23 protein-coding genes, 1 tRNA gene and 2 pseudogenes are annotated in these 19751 nt (G+C 63.2%); 11 read left to right on the forward strand and 15 right to left on the reverse strand.

The features are described 5' to 3' along the window. Positions 1-49: 49 nt before the first annotated feature. Complete coding sequence (soxR, locus tag JLC71_RS04225) at positions 50-562, reverse strand: redox-sensitive transcriptional activator SoxR (RefSeq protein WP_200917424.1); 513 nt, start codon at positions 560-562, stop codon at positions 50-52. A gap of 91 nt (positions 563-653) precedes the next feature. Between soxR and JLC71_RS04230 the strand changes: the two genes are divergently transcribed. The 4 genes from JLC71_RS04230 (at position 654) to JLC71_RS04245 (ending at position 2770) form a co-directional block, all read left to right on the forward strand. Continuing rightward, entirely contained in the window at positions 654-992 is a 339-nt protein-coding gene (locus JLC71_RS04230; RefSeq protein ID WP_200917425.1) for an antibiotic biosynthesis monooxygenase family protein, read from the forward strand. A gap of 14 nt (positions 993-1006) precedes the next feature. Next, positions 1007-1384 carry a VOC family protein gene (locus JLC71_RS04235; RefSeq protein WP_200917426.1) on the forward strand — a complete coding sequence of 126 codons (378 nt, stop codon included), beginning with the start codon at positions 1007-1009 and terminating at the stop codon, positions 1382-1384. 66 nt (positions 1385-1450) lie between these two features. Then, positions 1451-1996: an aminoglycoside phosphotransferase family protein gene (locus JLC71_RS04240; RefSeq protein ID WP_200917427.1), complete on the forward strand. Its 546-nt coding sequence runs from the start codon at positions 1451-1453 to the stop codon at positions 1994-1996. 39 nt (positions 1997-2035) lie between these two features. After that, entirely contained in the window at positions 2036-2770 is a 735-nt protein-coding gene (locus JLC71_RS04245; protein ID WP_200917428.1) for a class I SAM-dependent methyltransferase, read from the forward strand. A gap of 49 nt (positions 2771-2819) precedes the next feature. Here JLC71_RS04245 and JLC71_RS04250 read toward each other — a convergent pair whose 3' ends face one another. Continuing rightward, positions 2820-3788: a LysR family transcriptional regulator gene (locus JLC71_RS04250; RefSeq protein ID WP_200917429.1), complete on the reverse strand. Its 969-nt coding sequence runs from the start codon at positions 3786-3788 to the stop codon at positions 2820-2822. 162 nt (positions 3789-3950) lie between these two features. On the opposite strand from JLC71_RS04250, the gene JLC71_RS04255 reads away from it, so the two are divergent. Further along, positions 3951-4379: a nuclear transport factor 2 family protein gene (locus JLC71_RS04255; RefSeq protein ID WP_200917430.1), complete on the forward strand. Its 429-nt coding sequence runs from the start codon at positions 3951-3953 to the stop codon at positions 4377-4379. Then, entirely contained in the window at positions 4376-4825 is a 450-nt protein-coding gene (locus JLC71_RS04260; RefSeq protein ID WP_200917431.1) for a nuclear transport factor 2 family protein, read from the forward strand. Before JLC71_RS04255 ends, JLC71_RS04260 begins: the two co-directional genes overlap by 4 nt. A gap of 65 nt (positions 4826-4890) precedes the next feature. Here JLC71_RS04260 and dkgB read toward each other — a convergent pair whose 3' ends face one another. Further along, positions 4891-5694 carry a 2,5-didehydrogluconate reductase DkgB gene (dkgB, locus tag JLC71_RS04265; RefSeq protein ID WP_200917432.1) on the reverse strand — a complete coding sequence of 268 codons (804 nt, stop codon included), beginning with the start codon at positions 5692-5694 and terminating at the stop codon, positions 4891-4893. A 21-nt stretch (positions 5695-5715) separates the two neighbouring features. Further along, positions 5716-6909 carry an MFS transporter gene (locus tag JLC71_RS04270; protein ID WP_200917433.1) on the reverse strand — a complete coding sequence of 398 codons (1194 nt, stop codon included), beginning with the start codon at positions 6907-6909 and terminating at the stop codon, positions 5716-5718. Between the two features lie 108 nt (positions 6910-7017). Here JLC71_RS04270 and JLC71_RS04275 point away from each other — a divergent pair, with 108 nt between their 5' ends. Next, on the forward strand, positions 7018-7911 hold the full coding sequence (locus JLC71_RS04275) for a LysR family transcriptional regulator (RefSeq protein WP_200917434.1): 894 nt from the start codon (positions 7018-7020) through the stop codon (positions 7909-7911). 102 nt (positions 7912-8013) lie between these two features. On the opposite strand, the pseudogene JLC71_RS04280 reads toward JLC71_RS04275, so the two are convergent. The 8 genes and pseudogenes from JLC71_RS04280 to gntU all read right to left on the reverse strand — a co-directional run. Continuing rightward, positions 8014-8370 (reverse strand): annotated as a pseudogene (locus JLC71_RS04280) (DUF2541 family protein); the annotation flags it as partial. A gap of 30 nt (positions 8371-8400) precedes the next feature. Then, a pseudogene (locus tag JLC71_RS04285) lies at positions 8401-9076 on the reverse strand (IS5 family transposase); the annotation flags it as partial. Between the two features lie 30 nt (positions 9077-9106). Then, positions 9107-9973, reverse strand: coding sequence for an IS3 family transposase (locus JLC71_RS04290; RefSeq protein WP_200914866.1), 867 nt, complete (start codon positions 9971-9973; stop codon positions 9107-9109). Beyond that, a complete protein-coding gene (locus JLC71_RS04295; RefSeq protein WP_200914865.1) occupies positions 9970-10263 on the reverse strand; it encodes a transposase in 294 nt (97 codons plus the stop codon). Before JLC71_RS04295 ends, JLC71_RS04290 begins: the two co-directional genes overlap by 4 nt. A gap of 33 nt (positions 10264-10296) precedes the next feature. Beyond that, positions 10297-10935, reverse strand: coding sequence for a hypothetical protein (locus tag JLC71_RS04300; protein ID WP_200917436.1), 639 nt, complete (start codon positions 10933-10935; stop codon positions 10297-10299). 122 nt (positions 10936-11057) lie between these two features. Further along, positions 11058-11148 (reverse strand) — tRNA-Ser (locus JLC71_RS04305). Between the two features lie 59 nt (positions 11149-11207). Beyond that, on the reverse strand, positions 11208-12530 hold the full coding sequence (cytX, locus tag JLC71_RS04310; protein ID WP_200917437.1) for a putative hydroxymethylpyrimidine transporter CytX: 1323 nt from the start codon (positions 12528-12530) through the stop codon (positions 11208-11210). Positions 12531-12654: 124 nt separating this feature from the next. Then, positions 12655-13998, reverse strand: a complete 1344-nt coding sequence (gntU, locus tag JLC71_RS04315; protein ID WP_236250974.1) for a gluconate transporter — start codon at positions 13996-13998, stop codon at positions 12655-12657. A 185-nt stretch (positions 13999-14183) separates the two neighbouring features. Here gntU and JLC71_RS04320 point away from each other — a divergent pair, with 185 nt between their 5' ends. Further along, positions 14184-14696 carry a gluconokinase gene (locus tag JLC71_RS04320; RefSeq protein WP_200917439.1) on the forward strand — a complete coding sequence of 171 codons (513 nt, stop codon included), beginning with the start codon at positions 14184-14186 and terminating at the stop codon, positions 14694-14696. A 51-nt stretch (positions 14697-14747) separates the two neighbouring features. Here the strand turns inward: JLC71_RS04320 and JLC71_RS04325 are convergent, their stop codons facing one another. Then, positions 14748-15764 carry a substrate-binding domain-containing protein gene (locus JLC71_RS04325; protein ID WP_200917440.1) on the reverse strand — a complete coding sequence of 339 codons (1017 nt, stop codon included), beginning with the start codon at positions 15762-15764 and terminating at the stop codon, positions 14748-14750. A gap of 111 nt (positions 15765-15875) precedes the next feature. On the opposite strand from JLC71_RS04325, the gene JLC71_RS04330 reads away from it, so the two are divergent. Beyond that, entirely contained in the window at positions 15876-16406 is a 531-nt protein-coding gene (locus JLC71_RS04330) for a C40 family peptidase (RefSeq protein ID WP_200917441.1), read from the forward strand. A 20-nt stretch (positions 16407-16426) separates the two neighbouring features. Here JLC71_RS04330 and JLC71_RS04335 read toward each other — a convergent pair whose 3' ends face one another. Beyond that, positions 16427-16891 carry a flagella synthesis protein FlgN gene (locus JLC71_RS04335; protein WP_200917442.1) on the reverse strand — a complete coding sequence of 155 codons (465 nt, stop codon included), beginning with the start codon at positions 16889-16891 and terminating at the stop codon, positions 16427-16429. Between the two features lie 16 nt (positions 16892-16907). After that, positions 16908-17186 (reverse strand): flagellar biosynthesis anti-sigma factor FlgM, encoded by a 279-nt coding sequence (flgM, locus tag JLC71_RS04340; protein WP_200917443.1) that lies wholly within the window; start codon positions 17184-17186, stop codon positions 16908-16910. Positions 17187-17491: 305 nt separating this feature from the next. On the opposite strand from flgM, the gene JLC71_RS04345 reads away from it, so the two are divergent. Beyond that, positions 17492-18460, forward strand: a complete 969-nt coding sequence (locus JLC71_RS04345) for an acetyl-CoA carboxylase carboxyltransferase subunit alpha (RefSeq protein ID WP_200917444.1) — start codon at positions 17492-17494, stop codon at positions 18458-18460. Further along, positions 18429-19745, forward strand: a complete 1317-nt coding sequence (tilS, locus tag JLC71_RS04350) for a tRNA lysidine(34) synthetase TilS (RefSeq protein WP_200917445.1) — start codon at positions 18429-18431, stop codon at positions 19743-19745. Before JLC71_RS04345 ends, tilS begins: the two co-directional genes overlap by 32 nt. Positions 19746-19751: the final 6 nt, after the last annotated feature.

The following is a 19751-nucleotide window of genomic DNA, read 5'->3' on the forward strand; positions in this document are numbered from 1 at the left end:
CCCGGAATCAGCATCCCCTAGCCCCGGCGCCGCGGTCGGGGTGCGCGCTTCACCGCTCGGCCGACTCCGGATTGCCCGAGGCGGGGATGCCGTGCTCCCCCTTGTGCTTCACCCATAGCCGCTGCGGGCCGGGACCCTTGTTGCCTAGCTCGTCATATGGATTGCGGAGCCGGCAACGATCAATCGACAGGCAGCCGCAGCCGATGCAGTCGTCCAGACTGTCGCGCAGTTTTTGCAGTTGGGTGATGCGTTCATCCAGGTCGGATCGCCAAAGCGCGGACATCCGTTCCCAGTCCGCCCGGCTTGGCGCCGATGCCGGCGGCAGGCTGGCCAGCGCCGCCTCGATATCGGCCAGCGCAATGCCGACCCGCTGGGCGACGCGGATCACCGCAACGCGGCGCAATACATCCCGGGCGTAGCGGCGCTGGTTGCCGGCGGTGCGGCTGCTGCTGATCAGGCCTTTGCTTTCATAAAAGTGCAGCGCCGACACCGACACGCCGCTGCGGCGTGCGACTTCACCAACGGAGAGCGTGGGCTGGATGCCCGCATGCTCGAGTGACATTTTTTGTCGACTCCTCTTGACCTCAACTTAGCTTGAGATTCTACGCTGGGTACGGATTCATCCCCTACGCACGTTTCAGGAGATTCTCGACATGACGATCGAACCGACTACCCTGGCTTCTTCCTCCGTCTTTCGCATCGACCGGTTTGCGGTTCCCGCCGATGCGCTCGCGCGATTCGTTGCCCAGTTGCACAGCATCGACCGCTTGCTGGCCGATATGCCCGGGTGCAAGCAACATCAGGTGTTGAGCCGGGCCGACGAGGCCGAGGCGTTCAATGTGATGACCATCGTCGAATGGGCCAGCGAGGAGGCGATGCGCTCGGCCAAGGCCGTCGTGCAGCAGCACTATGCCGAGGCGGGGTTCGATCCTGCTGCGTTCATGCGCGAACTGGGTGTCCGGCCCGATTTTGCCAACTACAAAGCCATTTGAGCTGAGGGTGGACAATGATTTTCGAGTTGCCCGGCATTATCCTGTTTACCGAAAATTACGCCGAATGCGTTGCTTTTTATCGTGATGCCTTGGGACTGCCCGACGTCTTTTCCAAGCCCGGACTGACTGCGCTGAATTTTGGTGGCGCCTATTTGATGATCGAAACCGGCGGCGTGGGCGGGGCAGGTCAGAAGAGCGTGGGCGAGAACCCGACGATCCTGCGTTTCAATGTCCGCGATGTCGGCGAGGCGGCGTCAACGTTGCGGCGTCAAGGCGTGGCCGTTGAGATCAATCACTTTGACTGGGGTGTGGTTGGATGTTTTTGCGATCCGGATGGCAATCGTTGCGAGCTCAAGGATCACTCCGCCAATTTTCATGCGTTGACTCGGTAAGTGCTGAAACGCCACGGCCGCGCCCGCTGTCTGCTCTGGCGTGACTGGGGAAAGGAAAAAATATGAATGGCCCGTAACGGTCAGGACGATGCGGCAAGTCGCATTATTTGCGATGTCGCCGCGCGCCTGCACGCGGCACAATCGCGTCTCCGGCCGGATCTGGTGCCGCTGTCGACGTGGTTCGCATCGCTGACGCAGGCCGCCGAGGCGCGCGGCGGGGTTTTCCGCGAGGCCGGTGCGGTTGTCGCCGATCTGCTCGCCGCGCCGCAGGACACCGTTGTCCTTCATGGCGATCTCCATCACGGCAACGTACTGGATGCCGGTGCGCGCGGCTGGCTGGCGATCGACCCCAAGGGGCTGATCGGCGAGCGCGGTTTCGATTTCGCCAACATCCTTTGCAATCCCGATCATGTGCTGGCGACTTCGCCGGGCCGGCTGAACCGGCAGGTCGCGGTGATCGCCGAGGTCGCCGGTCTGGAGCGCCAGCGCCTGCTCGCGTGGGTTGCCGCGTGGGCCGGCTTGTCTGCGGCGTGGCACCTCGAAGACGGCGGCGAGGCGAAGACCGCACTGACAGTGGCTAAACTTGCGCTGGACGCGACACGCATCGGCTGACCGTTCCGGATGGCCTGCTGGCATTTAACAGGAACACACATGGCACAGAACATTTATGACACCCCGGCCTTCTTCGAGGGTTACAGCCGGCTTGGCCGCTCGGTCGACGGTCTGGCCGGTGCGGCGGAGTGGCCGTCGCTGCAGGCGCTGATCCCCGATCTGCGCGGGCTGCGCGTTGTCGATCTCGGTTGCGGCTTTGGCTGGTTCTGCCGCTGGGCTGCCGGGCAGGGCGCGGCGCAGGTGCTGGGACTCGATGTGTCGGAGAACATGCTGGCGCGGGCGAGATCGGCCACCACCGAGGCGGCGGTGGCCTATATGCGGGCCGATCTGGACGATCTGACCCTGCCGGATGCGGCGTTCGATTTTGCCTACAGCTCGCTGGCGCTGCACTACGTTGCGGACATCGCCGGCTTGCTGGCCCGGCTGCATCGCGCGCTCGTGCCCGGCGCACGGGTGGTGTTTTCGGTCGAGCACCCGATCTATATGGCGCCGGGCGCGCCGGGCTGGGTGGTCGATGCTGAAGGGCACAAGACCTGGCCGGTGGACGGCTATTCGGTCGAGGGAGTGCGCACGACGAACTGGCTGGCGGACGGTGTGATCAAGCATCACCGCAGCATCGGCACCTGGATCAATACCTTGCTGGCTCAGGGTTTCACGATTAGCCATATCGAGGAGTGGTCACCGACCGATGCGCAGATCGCCGCGCTGCCGGCGCTGGCGGAAGAGCGCGAGCGGCCGATGTTCCTGTTGCTGGCCGCGCAACGCTCGGACTGAACTGTCCATTGGTGCCGCTGGCCCGGCGCGGGCCCGCCGGGCCGGATGCTCAGGGGGCGAGCGCAAAGACCTCGTTCTCGGCCTCGTTGACCGCCCTGGTGTCCATGCGCTGGCGCAGCATGTCGCACAGCGTCCGGCGTATCCACGCGTGGCGCAGGTCGTGATGATGGCGGGCGTGCCAGAACAGCGTGTAGTCGAGTTCGGGTAGCCCGATATCCGGCGTCGGCAGGATGGTGAAGGGGGTGATCAGCCGGTAGTGGTGCAGCAGGTGGGCGGGCGCCGTCATGATCAGGTCGCTGCGCGACACGACCTCCAGCGATGCCCAGAAATGCGGCGTCAACAGGCCAAGCCGGCGCTGCCGGCCGTGCGCGGCCAGCGCGGCATCAACGACGCTGCGCATGTCGCTGCCGAGCGAAAGTTCGGTGTGCGGCCAAGCGCAGTAATTCTCGATGCTCATTCCGCCTTGTTTGAGCAGCGGGTGGCCGTCGCGGACCGCGCAGAGGAAATCGTCGCAAAACACCCGGCGCTGGTAAATCTCGGCTGGTGCGCTGCGGGCGACGCCAAACGCCAGATCAACGCCGCCATCGGCGATCGTGCCCAGCGTGTCGTCGTTCCAGCCGCAGACCTCCAGCATCAGCCCCGGCGCTTGCTGGCCCAGATGGACGAGGACATCCGGCAGCAGCGAGCAGATGACATTGCTGGTGATTGCCAGCCGGAACGTGCCCGATGCCTGGGCCGGATCGAAGCTCACCGGCGCGATCAGCGCCGACATCTGCTCCAGGATGCGTTGCAGCGGCTCGCGCAGCCGTTCGGTGCGCGCCGTCGGAATCATGCGGTTGCCGTTCCGGACGAACAGCGGGTCGTTGAAGATGGCCCGCAGTCGTGCCAGCGACCGGCTCATTGCCGATTGGGTCACGCCGCAGGCATCGGCCGCCGCCGTCACGCTGCCGTGGCGCAACAGCTGGTCGAGCGTGGCCAGAAGATTGAAATCGACCTGATGCAGTTCCGGTATCGACATGCGACCTTCCCGAGTGTTGTTTCATTCTGAATGGGTGTGGCATGCATTGGTCATGCGTCGCGCGCATGACCTGTATCGCGGCAACGGCATGGCCTGTATGCCATTGGCTTATTAGAGTGCATCGTACCCGGTTCGCCCCTGCGAGCCGAATGAGGGGAGACGATGAAAACGGTATTGATGGTGATGGCACTGACGGGCTTGAGCCTGGCTCTGCCGGCGCACGCCGGCCGGAGCGATGACGAAGCCGCCATCCGGCAGGTGGCTAGCGACTATCTGGCGAGCTGGTACGCCGGCGATGGCAAGAAAATGGCGACGACGCTGCACCCGAAGCTGGTCAAGCGCACCCTGCCGGCGGCACCCGGTGCCGCAGTTGTCGACACGAACGCCGACGCGCTGGTCGCGGCGACCAAGGCCGGTGACGGCAAGCCTGCGGCGGGAGAAAAACCGCAGCCGGAAGTGAACGTGCTCGACGTGTACGGCAATGCCGCGGTCGCCAAAGTGACCGGGACGCAGTGGATCGAATACCTGCAGCTGGGGCGCATCCAGGGCCAATGGAAAATCATCAACGTGATGTATGGAGCGCGCCAATGAACCGGCTGAATGCGATAGGTCTGGCGCTGATCATGGGCACGGCCAGTCTCGGGGCCAATGCGGTGCCGTGCGAGCCCGCAACCTGTGCGGCGCTCAAGGCGGTGGCGCTGGACTACATCGATGGCTGGTATGACGGCAATGCGGCCAGAATGAAGCAGGCGCTGCATCCGCAGTTGGTCAAGCGCGCGCTCGGCCCTGCGGGCAACGAGGACAACCTGAACGAGATGGGCGCCGACGGGCTGGTTTTTTATACCGGCAAGGGCATCGGCGCTACGACCGTTCCCGCGCTGCGCCGCGCCGAGGTGACCGTGCTGGACGTCAGCGGCAACATGGCAGCGGTCAAGGTGGTCGCCACAGACTGGGTCGATTATCTGCAGCTGGGCCGTGTCGGCGAGAACTGGAAAATCGTCAATGTGGTGTGGGAGCGGCATCCGGCAGCGAAGTAGCCGAACGGCGCCCTGCAAAGCCCCGGCCAGGCCGGGGCTTTCTTCTTCAAGGGTGGCGGGGCCGATCAGTCCCAGTGCGGGGCGAAATCCGGATTGGCGAGCCGTTCGCCACGGTCGAGTGCCGCAATCGCCGCCATATCGTCGTCGCTCAGCCGCAGCGATCCGGCTTGCAGATTGGCTTCGAGGTTGGCGCGCCGCGTCGACGATGGAATCACCGCGTAGCCCTGCTGCAGCGACCACGCCAGCGCCACCTGCGCCGCGCTGGTGCCGTGACGTTCGGCGATGCCGGCGATCACCGGATCGTGCATCACCCTGCCGTAGGCGAGCGGCATGTAGGCGGTCAGGTGGATGCCGTTGGCGCGGGCGAAGTCGACGACCTTGCGGTTTTGCAGGAAGGGGTGGATTTCGATCTGCAGCGTGGCGATGTTGTCGGCGCCGACCGCGGCTATCGCCTGCTGCAGATGGGCGATGGTGAAGTTCGATACGCCGATCTGCCGGGTCAGCCCTTGTTGTTGCGCTTCGAGCAGTGCGCTCATGGATTCGGCGACCGGAATGGTGTCGGCCGGCGACGGCCAGTGGATCAGTGTCAGGTCGACCTGATCCATCCGCAATTTGATCAGGCTGTCCTTCAGGCTCGGGATCAGCGCATCGCGGCCGAGCGATGTCGTCCAGATCTTGGTGGTGACGAACAGCTGCTCGCGGGCGATGCCGCTCTCTGCGATCGCCTGGCCGACGTCGGCTTCGTTGCCGTAGATCTGCGCGGTGTCGATATGGCGATAGCCGAGTTCGAGGCCGGTGCGGACCGAGTCGATCACGGTCTGGCCCTGAAGGCGGAAGGTGCCGAGGCCGATCTTGGGCATGGTGTTCATTCGTATGTTCTCCGTGGTTGGTCAGCAGTCGGCAGTTGCCGGCTGCAAGGTAAGCGGGGTGCGGCGGTCGAGGCGGCCGCTCAGGACGGTCAGGCCGAAAGCACCGAGTACGATCAGTGCGCCGATCCACGGCGTATGCATCAGCCCGAGGTGCTCGACGATGGCGCCGCCGACCGAGGCGCCGATGGCGATGCCGACGTTGAACGCGGCGATGTTCAGCCCCGACGCCACATCGACGGCGTGCGGCGTGTAGTGCTCGGCCTGCTTGACCACGTAGACCTGCAGCGCCGGTACGTTACCGAAGGCGACCACGCCCCAGGCGAGGATGGTGACGACGATCAGCCACTTGTTCGTGGCGGTGAACGTCAGGACCAGCAGCACGACTGCGAGCAACAGGAAAATCAGCTTGAGCGAGGCGATCGGGCCGTGGCGGTCGGCCAGCTTGCCGCCCCACAGGTTGCCGAAGGCGACCGCGATGCCATAGACCAGCATCACCAGGCTGACCGCGTTGCCGCTGAAGCCGGCGACGTCCTGCAGGATCGGTGCGAGGAAGGTGAAGGCGGTGAACGAACCGCCGTAGCCGACCGCCGTCATCGCATAGGCGATCAGCAGCCGTGGCTGGCCGAGCACCTGCAGCTGCTGCAGCACCGGCGCCGGTGGCGTATTGCGGATCGTGTTCGGCAGCAGTACGGCGATGCCGGCGACGGCGATCACGCCGAGCAGTGAGACCGCGAGGAAGGTCTCGCGCCAGCCGAAGTGCTGGCCGATGAAGGTGCCCAGCGGTACGCCGGTGACCAGCGCGACGGTCAGGCCGGTGAACATGATCGCGATGGCGCTGGCGGCTTTTTCCTTCGGCACCAGGCCGGTGGCGATGGTCGAGCCGATCGAGAAGAACACGCCGTGCGCCAGCCCGGTCAGGACGCGGGCGACGATCAGCGACTCGTAACCGGGCGCACGCCAGGCGAGCAGATTGCCGACGGTGAACAGCGCCATCAGCGCCAGCAGCAGCGTCTTGCGCGGCAGCTTGCCGGTCAGCGCGGTCAGGATGGGGGCGCCGATGGCGACGCCGATCGCGTACAGGCTGACCAGCAGGCCGGCCGACGGTAGGCTGACGTGCAGGTCGGCGGCGATGGTGGGAATCAGCCCGACGATGACGAACTCGGTCGTGCCGATGGCGAAGGCGCTGATCGTCAGCGCGAACAGGGCAAGGGGCATGGTGCTACTCCGTGATGGATGCCGTGAAGCGATGCCCCGCAGTGTCCCGGTTTTACATTTGCAGATTAAGATAGGTGTGTGGATAAGATATTTGACTGAAAATCAACAATGAAGACGACACTCGACGAATTGCAGGCGTTTACCCGCGTGGTCGATGCCGGCTCGATCAGCGCCGCCGCGCTCCAGCTCGGGCAGACCGTTTCGGGCGTCAGCCGGGCGCTGGGGCGGCTGGAGGAAAAACTCGATACCACCTTGCTGCACCGGACGACGCGGCGGATCGAGCTGACCGAGGAGGGCGAGGCGTTTCTGGCGCACGCGCGCGGCATCCTCGCCGCCGTCGACGCCGCCGAGGAGCAGATCGCGCAGCGGCGGCAGCAGCCGGCCGGGCTGCTGCGCGTCAACGCGGCGTCGTCGTTCATGCTGCACGTGATCGTGCCGCTGGTCGGCGAATTCCGTCGCCGTTATCCGCAGATCCAGCTCGAACTCAATACCAACGACCAGTTCATCGACCTGATCGAAGACCGCACCGATGTGGCAATCCGCATCGGCACGCTGCGCGATTCGACCCTGCATGCGCGGCCGCTCGGCCGCAGCCGGATCCGCGTGCTGGCGAGCCCGGCGTATCTGGCCGCGCACGGCACGCCGGCCAGCGTCGCCGATCTGGCCGGGCATGCCTTGCTCGGTTTCAGCCGGATCGACCTGCTGAACCGCTGGCCGCTGCGCGACGATGCGGGCAACGACGTGCACATCCGCCCGGCCGTGGCGGCGTCGAGCGGCGAAACGCTGCTGCATCTGGCGCTGGCCGGCGAGGGCATCGTCTGCCTGTCGGACTTCATGGCCGCCGCGGCGCGGCAGCGGGGCGAACTCGTCGAGCTGTTGGCCGACGAGGCGCTCGACGTCTGCCAGCCCATCCATGCGGTCTACTACCGCAACACCCAGCTTGCATCGCGCATCGCGTGCTTTCTGGACTATGTCGAAAGCGTGATGCGGCGGCAGTTCTAGCCTGGGACACGCTCGTCTGCTTGATCGTTGCGTGCTTCCCGAAACGGCAAAGCCCGGCAAGTGTGAACCTGCCGGGCTTTGGGGTCGGGATGACGGCATCCGTCAGTCGTTCAGACCCCAGAGCGCGACGAAGGCCCGTTCGACCGAACCCGGGCGGGTCGTGTAGCGAAGGATGACCTTGCGGACGTTGCGATCGTGCCCTCGCAGATCAAGGACACGGCTGGCGCCATTGGCCGGGATGACAAACCGCATCGGGATGATGTCCCGGCCGCCAGTGGAATAAACCACCGTCATGTCCAGCATTTCGATTGCGCGTTCGCGCGTGCGCAGCTGCAGCGCCTTGAAGTCGCCGGCGCCTGCCGTGACGATGATTTCGTCATGATCGGCGGCCAGACGCACCGTTCGCTCGCCAAGCAGTTTCCAGTTGTCGGCCAGTGCGAAGGAACTGAACGACGAGAGGAAGAGGGCGGTTGCAACTAGGTGGTGTCGTCACAAGATGCGCGCCCAGATCGCAATGCAGCGAATCTGGACTGCCGCCAGGAATGACGCCGCATTCTTGGCATAGCGCGTGGCGATGCCTCGCCAGCGTTTGAGCTGCAAAAACGCATTTTCAACCAGATGCCGGTGGCGATACAGCGCCGCATCGTGTTCACGCGGCGCCTTACGGTTGCGGCGCGACGGAATCACCGTTCTCATGCCTTGCGCCGAGGCCTGAGCAACGATGGCGTCGCTGTCATAGCCACGATCAGCCAGCAGGTATTCCGCGCTCAAGCCGTCAATCAACGCGCCGCCCTGGGTGCAGTCCGCCGTCGTGCCCGAGGTCACCAAGACCCGCACCGGCATGCCGTGCGCGTCCACCGCCAAGTGCAGCTTACTGTTTAGCCCCTTTGGTCACCCCCATTGCCTGATTGCCGCCGCGTGCGCCGGCGGCATGCGGATGCACCTTGGCATGCGTGGCGTCGATCATCAGCCATTCGAAATCCGGATTGGTGATCAGCGCTTCAAGCAGGTGTGCCCAGACGCCCTTGTCACGCCAGCGACAAAAGCGGCGGTGGGTGTTCTTCCAGTCGCCATAATCGGGCGGCAAATCGCGCCATGGGGCGCCGGTACGCAAAATCCAGAACACGGCGTTGAGGAACAGGCGGTTATCTCTGGCCCGGCCGCCTGGTCTGTCCCCATGCAGAAGGACAGAGGATTAAGCGCTAAGCGCTGAATGCTGCCGTTCAAACTCGACCGGTGCCAGGTAATCCAGCGTCGAATGGCGGCGGCGATGATTGTAAAATCGGATGTAGTCGAATATATCCGCGCGGGCCTCGTCGTGACTCCGGTAGCGGGTCAAGTAAACCCGCTCCGCCTTCAACGACCGGAAGAAGCTTTCCATCGCAGCGTTGTCCCAGCAATTGCCCGCTCGTGAATGGCTCGGCACCATGCCGTGCCGTTTCAGCAACATCTGGTAATCAAACGCACAATACTGGCTGCCTCGGTCCGAATGCAGTAGCACCTCCCGCACCGGTTTCCGTCTGGCAACGGCCATCGTCAACGCAGCATGCACCAGTTCTTGCTGCATTCGATGGTGCATTGCCCAGCCGACCACGGCGCGGGAATACAAGTCCAGCACCACAGCCAGATACAGCCAGCCCTCGTCAGTACGGATGTAAGTCATGTCCGACACCCAGCGTTGATTCATCCCGGATGCGTCGAATTGCCGTTCCAGCCGATTTGGTGCCACCGGAAGCAGGTGTTGGCTGACCGGGACAGGTCGCCACCGTTTACGGGAACGTACCTTCAGCCCGCCTTGGCGCATCAGGCGGCCAACACGGTGGCGGCCACAGGCGAAGCCTTGTGCGACCAGTTCCGCATGTATCCGACGATGCCCATAGATGCCGTTGACTTCGGCATGGACCAGACGGATTTCCCGTAACAGCACGCGATTAGCCATCTCTCGCATCGAAGGCGGCCGGTTGCGCCAAGCGTAGTAGCTGCTCCGTGAGACGCGGAACAACTGGCACATGACGGCAACAGGATAACGCTCAGCAAGCGCCTGAATGGCGCGGTACTTCACTTCGTGGGCTGCGAGAAGATGGCGAGCGCTTTTTTTAGGACGTCACGCTCCATGGTGACGCGTGCTAGATCATCGCGCAGACGCTTGAGTTCGGCTGCTTCGCCCAGTTGCTTGCCATGACCAGGAAAGGCATCCATGCCCTTGAGCAGAAACTGGCGTTTCCATTTGCCCAGCAGGCCTTCGGTGATGCCGAAGGCCTGCGCCACGTGACGTAGCGGCGTGCCAGCCAGGATTTGCTCAACAGCTTCCCGCTTGAAGGACTCGGGAAAGGTACGGCGGATTTGGGTCATGAACACTCCTTGGTGGCGATTATCCACCTTAAGTTAGTGTCCTTCCGTATAGGGACAGACCACTGGCACTAGCCTTGAGTTGTCATGCGTGTCCGTAACAGGATCGTAGTTGCACAGGTTCTCGCAGGGGAAGGCTGCTAGGTTGTCGGAGCTATCTGCCTGCACCAGGTAGGTAGTTGGTAGGTCATCGGCGTCGCAGGAGTCATCGGCAGAGAGAGCTGCAAGGTTCTTCGAGCCCGTCGCCTGCATGTAACCAGTCTCTGCTGCGGTTTCTAGAGGGGCTTTGCCCGCCAATGCTCGCTGATAGAAGCCAGCCATCATCACGTCGGTAGGGCTTACGGGTTGCCCTTTAATCCGCCGATCATCATCTGCCTGCAAAATCTTGGCATAGAGCTGCCGGGCTACTGCTTCGAGCGTGTCGGGTTCTGATAGGTCAATCACTGTCGGATGGAAAACAGTGTTGTATTGAACCGTGAGGGTGTCCGCCGCAAGGTTTGCTTGTAGCAGATCGCCAGTTCTCAGACTCCGTTTGATGTACTTGCCTAGTGGCTTGCCATCGTTGAGCGGGTCGGGCGTGCCTTGGAGCATGTCGGGGACTGGCCTTGCGTACTGCCAGTTACGGGAACCCTGCCGTTTGCCGACGTACCGAGCGGGCTTCATGGTGTTGTTCATGCCTCTATGGTGAGACTTGAACTCCCTTGTTTCGAGTGAATATCCACACTCGTATCCACATGCCAAAGAAAAAGCCCTTGTTTCTCAGTAACTTACCAAGAAATCAAGGGCTTATCGTATTCTGGCGGAGAGACGGGGATTCGAACCCCGGATAGGCTATTAACCTATACACGCTTTCCAGGCGTGCGACTTAAACCACTCATCCATCTCTCCGCGATGGGAGGCCGAATAGTATCGAAGCCCGGTGCCGATGGCAAGGCTTGCGGCGTTATTTACGCGGTGACCCGTGCCGGGCGCATGCTGCGGCCGCTTAAAATCCAGTAACCAAGGCCGCTGATCAGCAGGGCCGGAATCGACGCCATCATCGTTGGCGCCAGATTCGCGATCATATGGTAGCTGGCGATGCCGAGTGCCCAGGCAAGCAGCGCGCGCACGTGCCAGCCGCCGCTGTACCAGTAGGCGCCACCGGCCTGGGTGACGGCGGCGATGTCGATTTGGCGGCGGCGGACGACGAAATGGTCGATCAGCACCACCCCGAACAGCGGCGCAAACAGCGAGCCGATCAGCAGCAGGAAGCTCTCGAAGCGCGCCAGCGGCACGAACAGTGCGATCACGGTGCAGAGGATGCCGAAAGCCAGTGCGGCGTATTCGACCCGGGTCGGGATCAGCGTGCACGCAGAGACGGCGGCCGAGTGGATGTCGGCAAAGGCCTTCTCGCTTTCATCGAGCAGGATCAGCAGCAGCGCCAACCCGCCGCCGGCCGACGCCAGCGCGAACAGCAGCGCGTTGTCGCCGCCCTGTTGCGCGAACGCCAGTGTGTAGGCGGCACCAAGCGTGCAGAACCACAGGTTGCCGATTAGGTAACCGGCCAGCGTGCCGCGGAAGGTCGAGCCCGGATCGCGGGCAAAGCGGGTGTAATCGGCCACCAGCGGCAGCCACGACAGCGGCATGGCAATGACCAGATCGATGCCGGTTCCGAAGCCAAGAGCACCGGTGCCCTGGCGGGCGAACAGCTCGGCAACGTCGTAGCTGGCGAACAGCTGCCAGGTCAGCCAGGTCGCGGCAGCCAGCAGCATCCAGATACCCCAGCGTCGCAGCACGCGACGCACGAAGCCAAGCGGGCCGAACACGGCAATCAGCGTCGAAATGCCACCAAACAGCAGCGTCCACAGCACCGGGCTCTGCCAGAGGCCCGGGTTGTCCGTGGCGCGCTGGATCAGCGCGCCGGCAGCATCGCGCATCACGACGATTTCAAAGGCGCCCCAGCCGATCAGTTGCACCAGATTGCAGATGGCCGGCAAGCCGGCGCCGCGCAGCCCCAGCGTCGGCCGTAGTGCCGACATCGTGGCCAAGCCGGTATCGGTACCGATCACCGCCACTGCGGCGAGGCAGGAAACGCCGATGACGCTGCCGATGGCGATTGCGGCCAGCGCGGCGCCGAAGCTGAGGCCCGGCACCAGCAGGGCGCCGGTCTGTAGCACCATCAGGCCGATGGCGAGCGAGAACCACAGCGACATCACGTCGCGGGCCGAAAATACGCGCCGTTCCGCAGGGACCGGTACGCGCGGATCATAGGTGCCGATCGGCTTCATCATTCATCTCCAGGGGTAGCCCGGTCTGTGCGTGCCGGGCGAAGGCAGGCATTGTCGCCGTGCTGGCGGCCAGCGACAATGAAAAACCCCGCCGGGGCGGGGTTTTGATCAAGGAGGGGACGTTCTCTTACAGGAACATCATCGCCACGGTGGCGACCACGCCACCGGTGACGCCGATGATGCTTTCCATCACCGTCCAGGTTTGCAGCGTCTGTTTTTCGGTCATGCCCAGATAGCGGTTGGCCAGCCAGAAGCCCGAATCGTTGACGTGCGACAGCACCACCGCGCCGCCGCCAATGGCGATGGTCACGGCGGCAAGTTGGGCGCCGTTCAGATTCATGTGCTCGATCATTGGCAGCAGCAGGCCGCAAGCGGTGAGCATCGCGACGGTGGCCGAACCCTGGATCACCCGGACCGCTGCGGCCAGCGTGAACGCCAGTACCGTCACCGGCAGCCCGGCACCGGCGAGCATATTGCCGAGCGCGCCACCGACGCCGGAATCCACCAGTACCTGCTTGAACACGCCGCCGGCACCGGTCACCAGAATGATGATGCCGGCTGGTTCGAGCGCGGCCGAGCAGATCTTCATGATCTGGTCACGGCTCATGCCGCGTTTGACGCCCAGCAGGTAGAACGCCGAGAGGCAGGCGAACAGGATGGCGGTAAACGGATGGCCGATAAACTGCAGCCAGTTGTAAATATCGGAATCGACTTCGACAAAGCGGGCGGCAATGGTTTTCAGGCCGACCAGCAGCAATGGCAGGATCACCAGACCCAGCGCGAGGCTGAATGACGGCAGTTCGCCCTTGTTCTCGCCCAGATGGCTTTCCTGCGCGTGCGGCGGCAGTGGCACTTCAACATATTTGGAGATGAAGCTGCCGTAGATCGGGCCGGCAAGGATCATCGCAGGGATGGCCGCAGCAAGGCCGAGGACGATCATCCAGCCGAAATCGGCGTTCAGTTGCGACGCGACCAGAATCGGTGGCGGCGCCGGGATCAGGAAGGCCTGGCAGGCAGCGATACCGGCGAACAGTGCGACGCCCAGCTTGACCACGCTGCCGCCGCCGCGACGAACCAGCGCGAACACCACACCGATCAGCAGCACGACCGCAACGTCGAAAAACAGCGGCAGCGCACAGACCAGCCCGGTGACGGACACCGCCCAGTGCGCGCGCTTCTCGCCGAACTTGCCCAGTAGCGTCAGCGCGATGCGGTCGAGTGCGCCGGTGGCTTCCATCATCTTGCCGAACATCGCGCCCAGTGCGACCACGGTGGCGACAAAGCCGAGCGTGCCGCCCATGCCTTTCTGGATGGTGTCGGCGATCTTGGCGGGATTCATCCCCGCGGCGATGCCGGCAACCATCGATACCAGGATCAGCGCCACCAGCGCGTGCAGGCGTACTTTCATGACCAGGACCAGCAGCAGGACGATGGATCCCACTGCGGTCAAAATCAACGTTAAATCTGACATAGATCGACTCCGATTGCGTTTATCAGCGTGCTTGCTTGTTTTTTGGTTTTTGTTACCGGTAACATCGTATCAACAAGCCCAGAAGCGTGCCTATTGCGGTAAACCAAAATGTGAAGCCGATCTGAGCTAGCGCAAAAATCCGTAGTCGCTGGGGCGCCCATTCAATACAAACAGGAGAACGATAGATGTCCGGGAAGAGTTACGTGGTGATGGGGGTGTCGAGCAGTGGCAAGTCGAGTATCGGCGTTGCGCTGGCGCAGGCGGTCGGCGCCAAGTTCATCGATGGCGACGATCTGCATCCGCGCGCCAACATCGTCAAGATGGGCGGCGGCACGCCGCTGAACGACGACGATCGTGCGCCGTGGCTGGAGCGGATCAACGACGCGGTATTCAGCATCGACAGCAAAAACGAAACCGGTGTCATCGTCTGTTCGGCGCTGAAGCGCAAATACCGTGACCGCATTCGCCGGGACAACAACAAGCTTGTCTTCGTATTCATGGAAGGCAGCTACGCGCTGATTCTCGAGCGGATGAAGGCGCGGCAGGGGCATTATCAGAAGGCCGGCATGCTGCAGAGCCAGTTTGACGCGCTTGAGGTGCCGGGCGAGGACGAATCCGACGTGTTGCACGTGTCGGTCGATGGTGATTTCGAGACGGTACTGGCGCGTACGCTGGCTGCGGTCCGGAATGCGGCATGAAAAAAGCCCCGCCGTGTGCGGGGCTTTTTCTCGGTGCGGCGCTGCGCGCTGTCAGGCGCGGTTTGCCGCGGCAACGCTGCCGCCCAGCGCCAGCGTATAGCCCAGATCGACGACCCGGTCGGGGTAGTCTTTGCCCGCCAAGCGTCCGAGCAGACGCTCGGCGGCGATGCGGCCGATGGCTTCGCGCGGCGTGACCACGCTGGCGAGTTGCGGTGACAGTGCCATGCCGATGTTCAGCGCGTTGTAGCCGGCAATGGCGATATCGTCGGGGATGCGCAGGCCGCGTTGCTGGCAGGCCAGCATCGCGCCCGCAGCCACGTCGTCGTTGGTGCAGAACAGCCCGTCCAGCTCGGGGTGGCGATTGAGCGCGTCATCGGCGAGCTTGCCGCCGAGGGTGAAGGTCGACGGCGCCTCGGTTTCAACCACGTGCGCGCTCAAGCCCGCAGCGCCCATGGCCTGCCGGTAGCCGGCAAGCCGCTGGTGGGTGCGGCTGTCGAGCCGGGCCGCGAGATAAACGATGTGCCGCTTGCCGCTGGCGATCATCGCTTCGGTCATGTCCCTTGCCGCCGCGGTGTGATCGAGCCCGACGGCCAGATCGATCGGCTTGTCCGGTGTTTCCATTACTTCGACGACCGGTATGCCCGCGATCTGGATCATCCGTCGCGTGCGCTCGGTATGGTGGGATTCGGAGAGGATGAGGCCATCGACGTGAAACGACAGCAGCATCGCCACACGGGCTTCCTCGATCAGTGCGTCATAGCCGAAGTGGGCATACAGCGTTTGATAGCCGGCAGGCTCGGTGACCGATTCGACGCCGCGAATCAGCGCGGAAAACACCTGGTTGGAAATCGACGGCAGGAGTACGCCGATCGCATGACTACGGGCCTTGGACAGGATGTCCGGCGCGCGGCTGGGGATATAGCCTAGCTCTTCAACCGCTCGTTGCAGCGAATCACGCAACGCTGCCGACACCTGGTTCGGATCGCGCAGATAGCGGCTGACCGTCATTTTGGTGACGCCGACCAGATTGGCGACGTCCTGCAGGGTGGGGCGCTTGGGGCGGTTCATCGGCGTATCCGGGAGCGAACGGGTTGATGTTACACGTAACATTGTCCGCTTGCGCCCATCGCGATCAAGGTCGCATGATCGGGCTGTCTGAATCTGCCTGCGGGAGCCGCAATGGCTTTGTCCCCTCGTTCACGCTTGCTGTTGTGCCGGATGTTCGCGCTTGCGGTGCTGGCGCTTGCCGCATGCAGTAGCACGCCAACCCGAACCGCCAAGCCGAAGCCGGTAGACCGCAGTCTTGCGCATATTCAGGCGCAGGGCGACGGGCGCGAAGTGGTGATGTATTCGCTCGGTTTGCTCGATGTCGGCTACCAGTTCGGTGGCAATAACCCGGAAGCCGGGCTCGATTGCAGTGGCTTGGTACGATTTGTGTACAAAAATGCGCTGGGCGTCGAGCTGCCGCGCACCGCGGCGGATATCGCCTCGCGGACGCGGCCGGTGAACGAATCGAAACTGCAGGCCGGTGATCTGGTGTTCTTCAACACGCTGGGCCGGCCGTACTCGCACGTGGGGATTTATCTGGGCGACGGCAAGTTCGTGCATGCGCCGTCGAGCCGCGGCAAGATTCGCGTCGAATCAATGGACTTGCCTTATTTTGCAAGCCGCTTTGAAGGTGGTCGGACGGTGTTTGCCAGCGGCAACTGAGTGGCTGCGGGCGAGTGGGCTCAGGCCTTGTCGGCGATGTGACGGCTGATGCCGCCCTGCAGCTGGCCCTGCTGTGAATAGCCGAGCGAGTCGTTTTGGCCGGCGGCAAGCGAATACACAAGGGTATCGAGCGCCTGCTTGCGCGAATCGATGAGCCTGCCGTTGCACTGGTTCAGCAGCGCGGCCTGGCGGACGCTTTCAAGCAGTTGCTGCCAGGCGGGAAGCAGACCGGGACGATTGGCGGACAGCCACTCGGCAATGGCCGGGCCGTTTTCGAGTCCGAGCGATGCGAAGGCGCTATTGAGCGCGTTGCCGGTTGCGTCGGCCGCGAGGGTGGCCCGTTGCTTGTCGGCAAGCAAATTGGTCAGCGCATCGGGCTGGTTGTGGGTCAGGCATTGCTGCTCGTCCTGCAGTAGCATGACGAGGGTCTTGTAGGCATCAATGGCGGCGCCCAGCAGCGCGGCCCAGTCTGGTGTGCTGTTCATGATCGGCTAGACCGCATCAACGGCCGAGCAGTTCCTTCACGCTGTCGATTAGTTTGTCGGCGACCGCATCGGCACGCACGCTGAAGCGGCCTTCGGCAATCGCCTGGCGCAGGCTGGCAACGCGCTCACTGTCGAACGGTGCGCCGCTTGCTTCGGTCTGGCTCAGTCCGGCAGCGGCCGGATTGATGCTGACGCTGAGGTCATCGGCCGGTGCGGCTTTGCCGGTCTGACTGGTGCGTTCGGTGTTGCGCAGTGGCTGCGTTACCGGCGCCCGGGTAGACGGGTCGATTTTCATGGTGGGTCCTCGTGGCCTGGGCGATACCGCCTTGGCTGATTTCTATGCGGATTATGCGCTGTATCGGCATTTGGCCAGGAAACTTTAATGAATCTGGCAACCAGTCGTCGTCGCCAGGCGGCAAGGCGCGGCAGGAAAACGCCCGGTGCGTGTTTGTGGCGCTTATGATTGAGGCTGGATCGCATCGTTGTTGCGGCCTGCGTGCTGCCGCTTCAAGGCGGCCGGCGCTTGCTGTATAGTTGCGAAATTTTGACCCGGCCCAGGGCTAGCGCCTGCGTGCGCGCCGCGGGGAGAACCGAGCAAGCATGAAAACCAATTTTCTTGATTTCGAGCAGCCTATTGCTGAGCTCGAAAACAAAATCGAAGAGCTGCGCTACGTTCAGGATGATTCCGCTGTCGACATTTCCGTCGAAATCGGTCACCTGGAAAAGAAGAGTCAGGAGCTCACCAAGAGTATCTACGCCAAACTTTCGCCTTGGCAGATTTCGCAAGTGGCCCGTCATCCGCAGCGCCCATATACGCTGGATTATCTCGGCGCGATCTTCACCGACTTTGAAGAGCTGCACGGTGATCGTTCCTTCGCCGATGACCATGCCATTGTGGGTGGGCTGGCCCGCTTCAATGGTCAGTCTGTCATGGTGATTGGTCATCAGAAAGGCCGCGATACCAAAGACAAGATCTACCGCAACTTCGGCATGCCGCGCCCTGAGGGGTATCGTAAGGCCTTGCGGCTGATGAAGTTGGCCGAAAAATTTGGTCTGCCGGTGATTACCTTCATTGATACGCCGGGGGCTTATCCGGGTATCGGCGCCGAAGAGCGTGGCCAGTCCGAGGCCATCGGCCGCAATCTCTTCGAGATGGCCAAGTTGCGCGTTCCCGTTATCGCCACCGTGATCGGTGAGGGTGGTTCGGGTGGCGCGTTGGCGATCGCCATCGGCGATGTTGTACAGATGCTGCAATACTCGACCTATTCGGTGATTTCTCCGGAAGGTTGCGCATCCATTCTGTGGAAAACCGCCGAAAAAGCACCAGACGCTGCCGAGGCGCTGGGTATTACCGCCAGCCGTTTGAAGACACTGGGTCTGATCGACAAGATCATTGCCGAGCCGGTCGGTGGCGCTCATCGCAATCACGCGCAGATGATGCTGGCGATGAAAAAAGCCATCGCCGATGCCCTCAAGAACCTGACTGACAAGCCGATCGATACACTGCTCGATACCCGTTTCGAGCGCCTGATGGGCTATGGCCAGTTCAAGGAAGTTCCGGTTCAGTAATCTGGCCGAGCGGGTGGGCGATTGCCTCACCCGCCATCGGCTCGCCGCACCGGCGCGATTATGCGTCGGCCTCTCCGGCGGGCTCGATTCGGTTGTGCTCTTGCACCTCCTGGTGCAACTGCGTGCATCGCACGGGTATTTACTCTCGGCCATGCACATTCATCACGGCCTGTCGGTGCACGCCGATGCGTGGGCTGATGCGGCCGTGGCGGTTGCCGAGAGTCTGTCCGTGCCTTGTCGGGTTGAGCGGGTGTCGGTCGATCGCCGTGCCGGTGGTGTCGAAGCTGCGGCACGGGCTGCCCGCTATGCCGTGTTCGAGCACGTTGACGCCGATGTCCTTTGCCTCGCTCATCACCAGAACGATCAGGCCGAAACCGTGTTGCTGAATGCCTTGCGTGGCAATGGTCTGGCTGGTTTGGCCGCGATGCCCGAGTCGCGCCCCTTGCCCGGCGGTCTGCCATTGCTGCGCCCCTTGCTCGATGTGCCGCGATCCGTATTGGCCGAATATGCCGAGGTTCAGGGTTTGAGCTGGGTCGATGACGACAGCAATGACGACCAGCGTTTCACCCGCAATTTCCTGCGCCATGCGATTCTGCCAGGGCTGGTGCTGCGCGATCCGGGCGTGCATGCCTCTCTGGCAAGGTTGGCGGGGCATGCGGCCGAAGCCGAAGCCTTGCTCGGGGAGTTGGCCGAGCAGGATCTGGGGGTGTGTGTGCTTGGCGGCGGGTTCGATCTGGCCGAGGCGGCACGATTGGGCGTGCGACGCAGTCGTAATGCACTGCGACATTGGCTGAGCGCACAGGGCATTGTTGCCGATGCACGTGCCTTTGAGGCGTTCATCAATCAGCTTGATTCGCCGGACGATGCGCAGCCCCAATTACGCTGGCGCGGCGAAACGATCCGTCGCTATCGGGGGCGCTTGTATCGGGTCGTCGCAGCAGGTGGTGGGCCGGTGGCCGATGTGGTTCCAGGTGAGGTGCTGGCGTTCGAGAACGGAGCTGGAAGGCTGGTCTGGCAGTCAGCGCCCGATGGCGTCAGTCGCGACAAGGCGCAGGCAGGGTGCTGGCAGTTGCGACCACGTCAGGGAGGGGAGCGCCTGCGTCTGCGCATTGATGGCCCGAATCGACCACTCAAGTTGCTGTATCAGGAGGCCGGCGTGCCGCCGTGGCTGCGTGAAACGACGCCGCTGCTGTATTGCGATGATGCGTTAATCGCCGTGCCGGGGATCGGCGTTGCGGCCGAGTTTCGCGGCGAGGGCTGGCTGCCACTGTGGCAGCCAGCGTAACAAGCA

Source organism: Jeongeupia sp. HS-3 (assembly GCF_015140455.1).
In the GTDB taxonomy this organism is placed as follows: domain Bacteria; phylum Pseudomonadota; class Gammaproteobacteria; order Burkholderiales; family Chitinibacteraceae; genus Jeongeupia.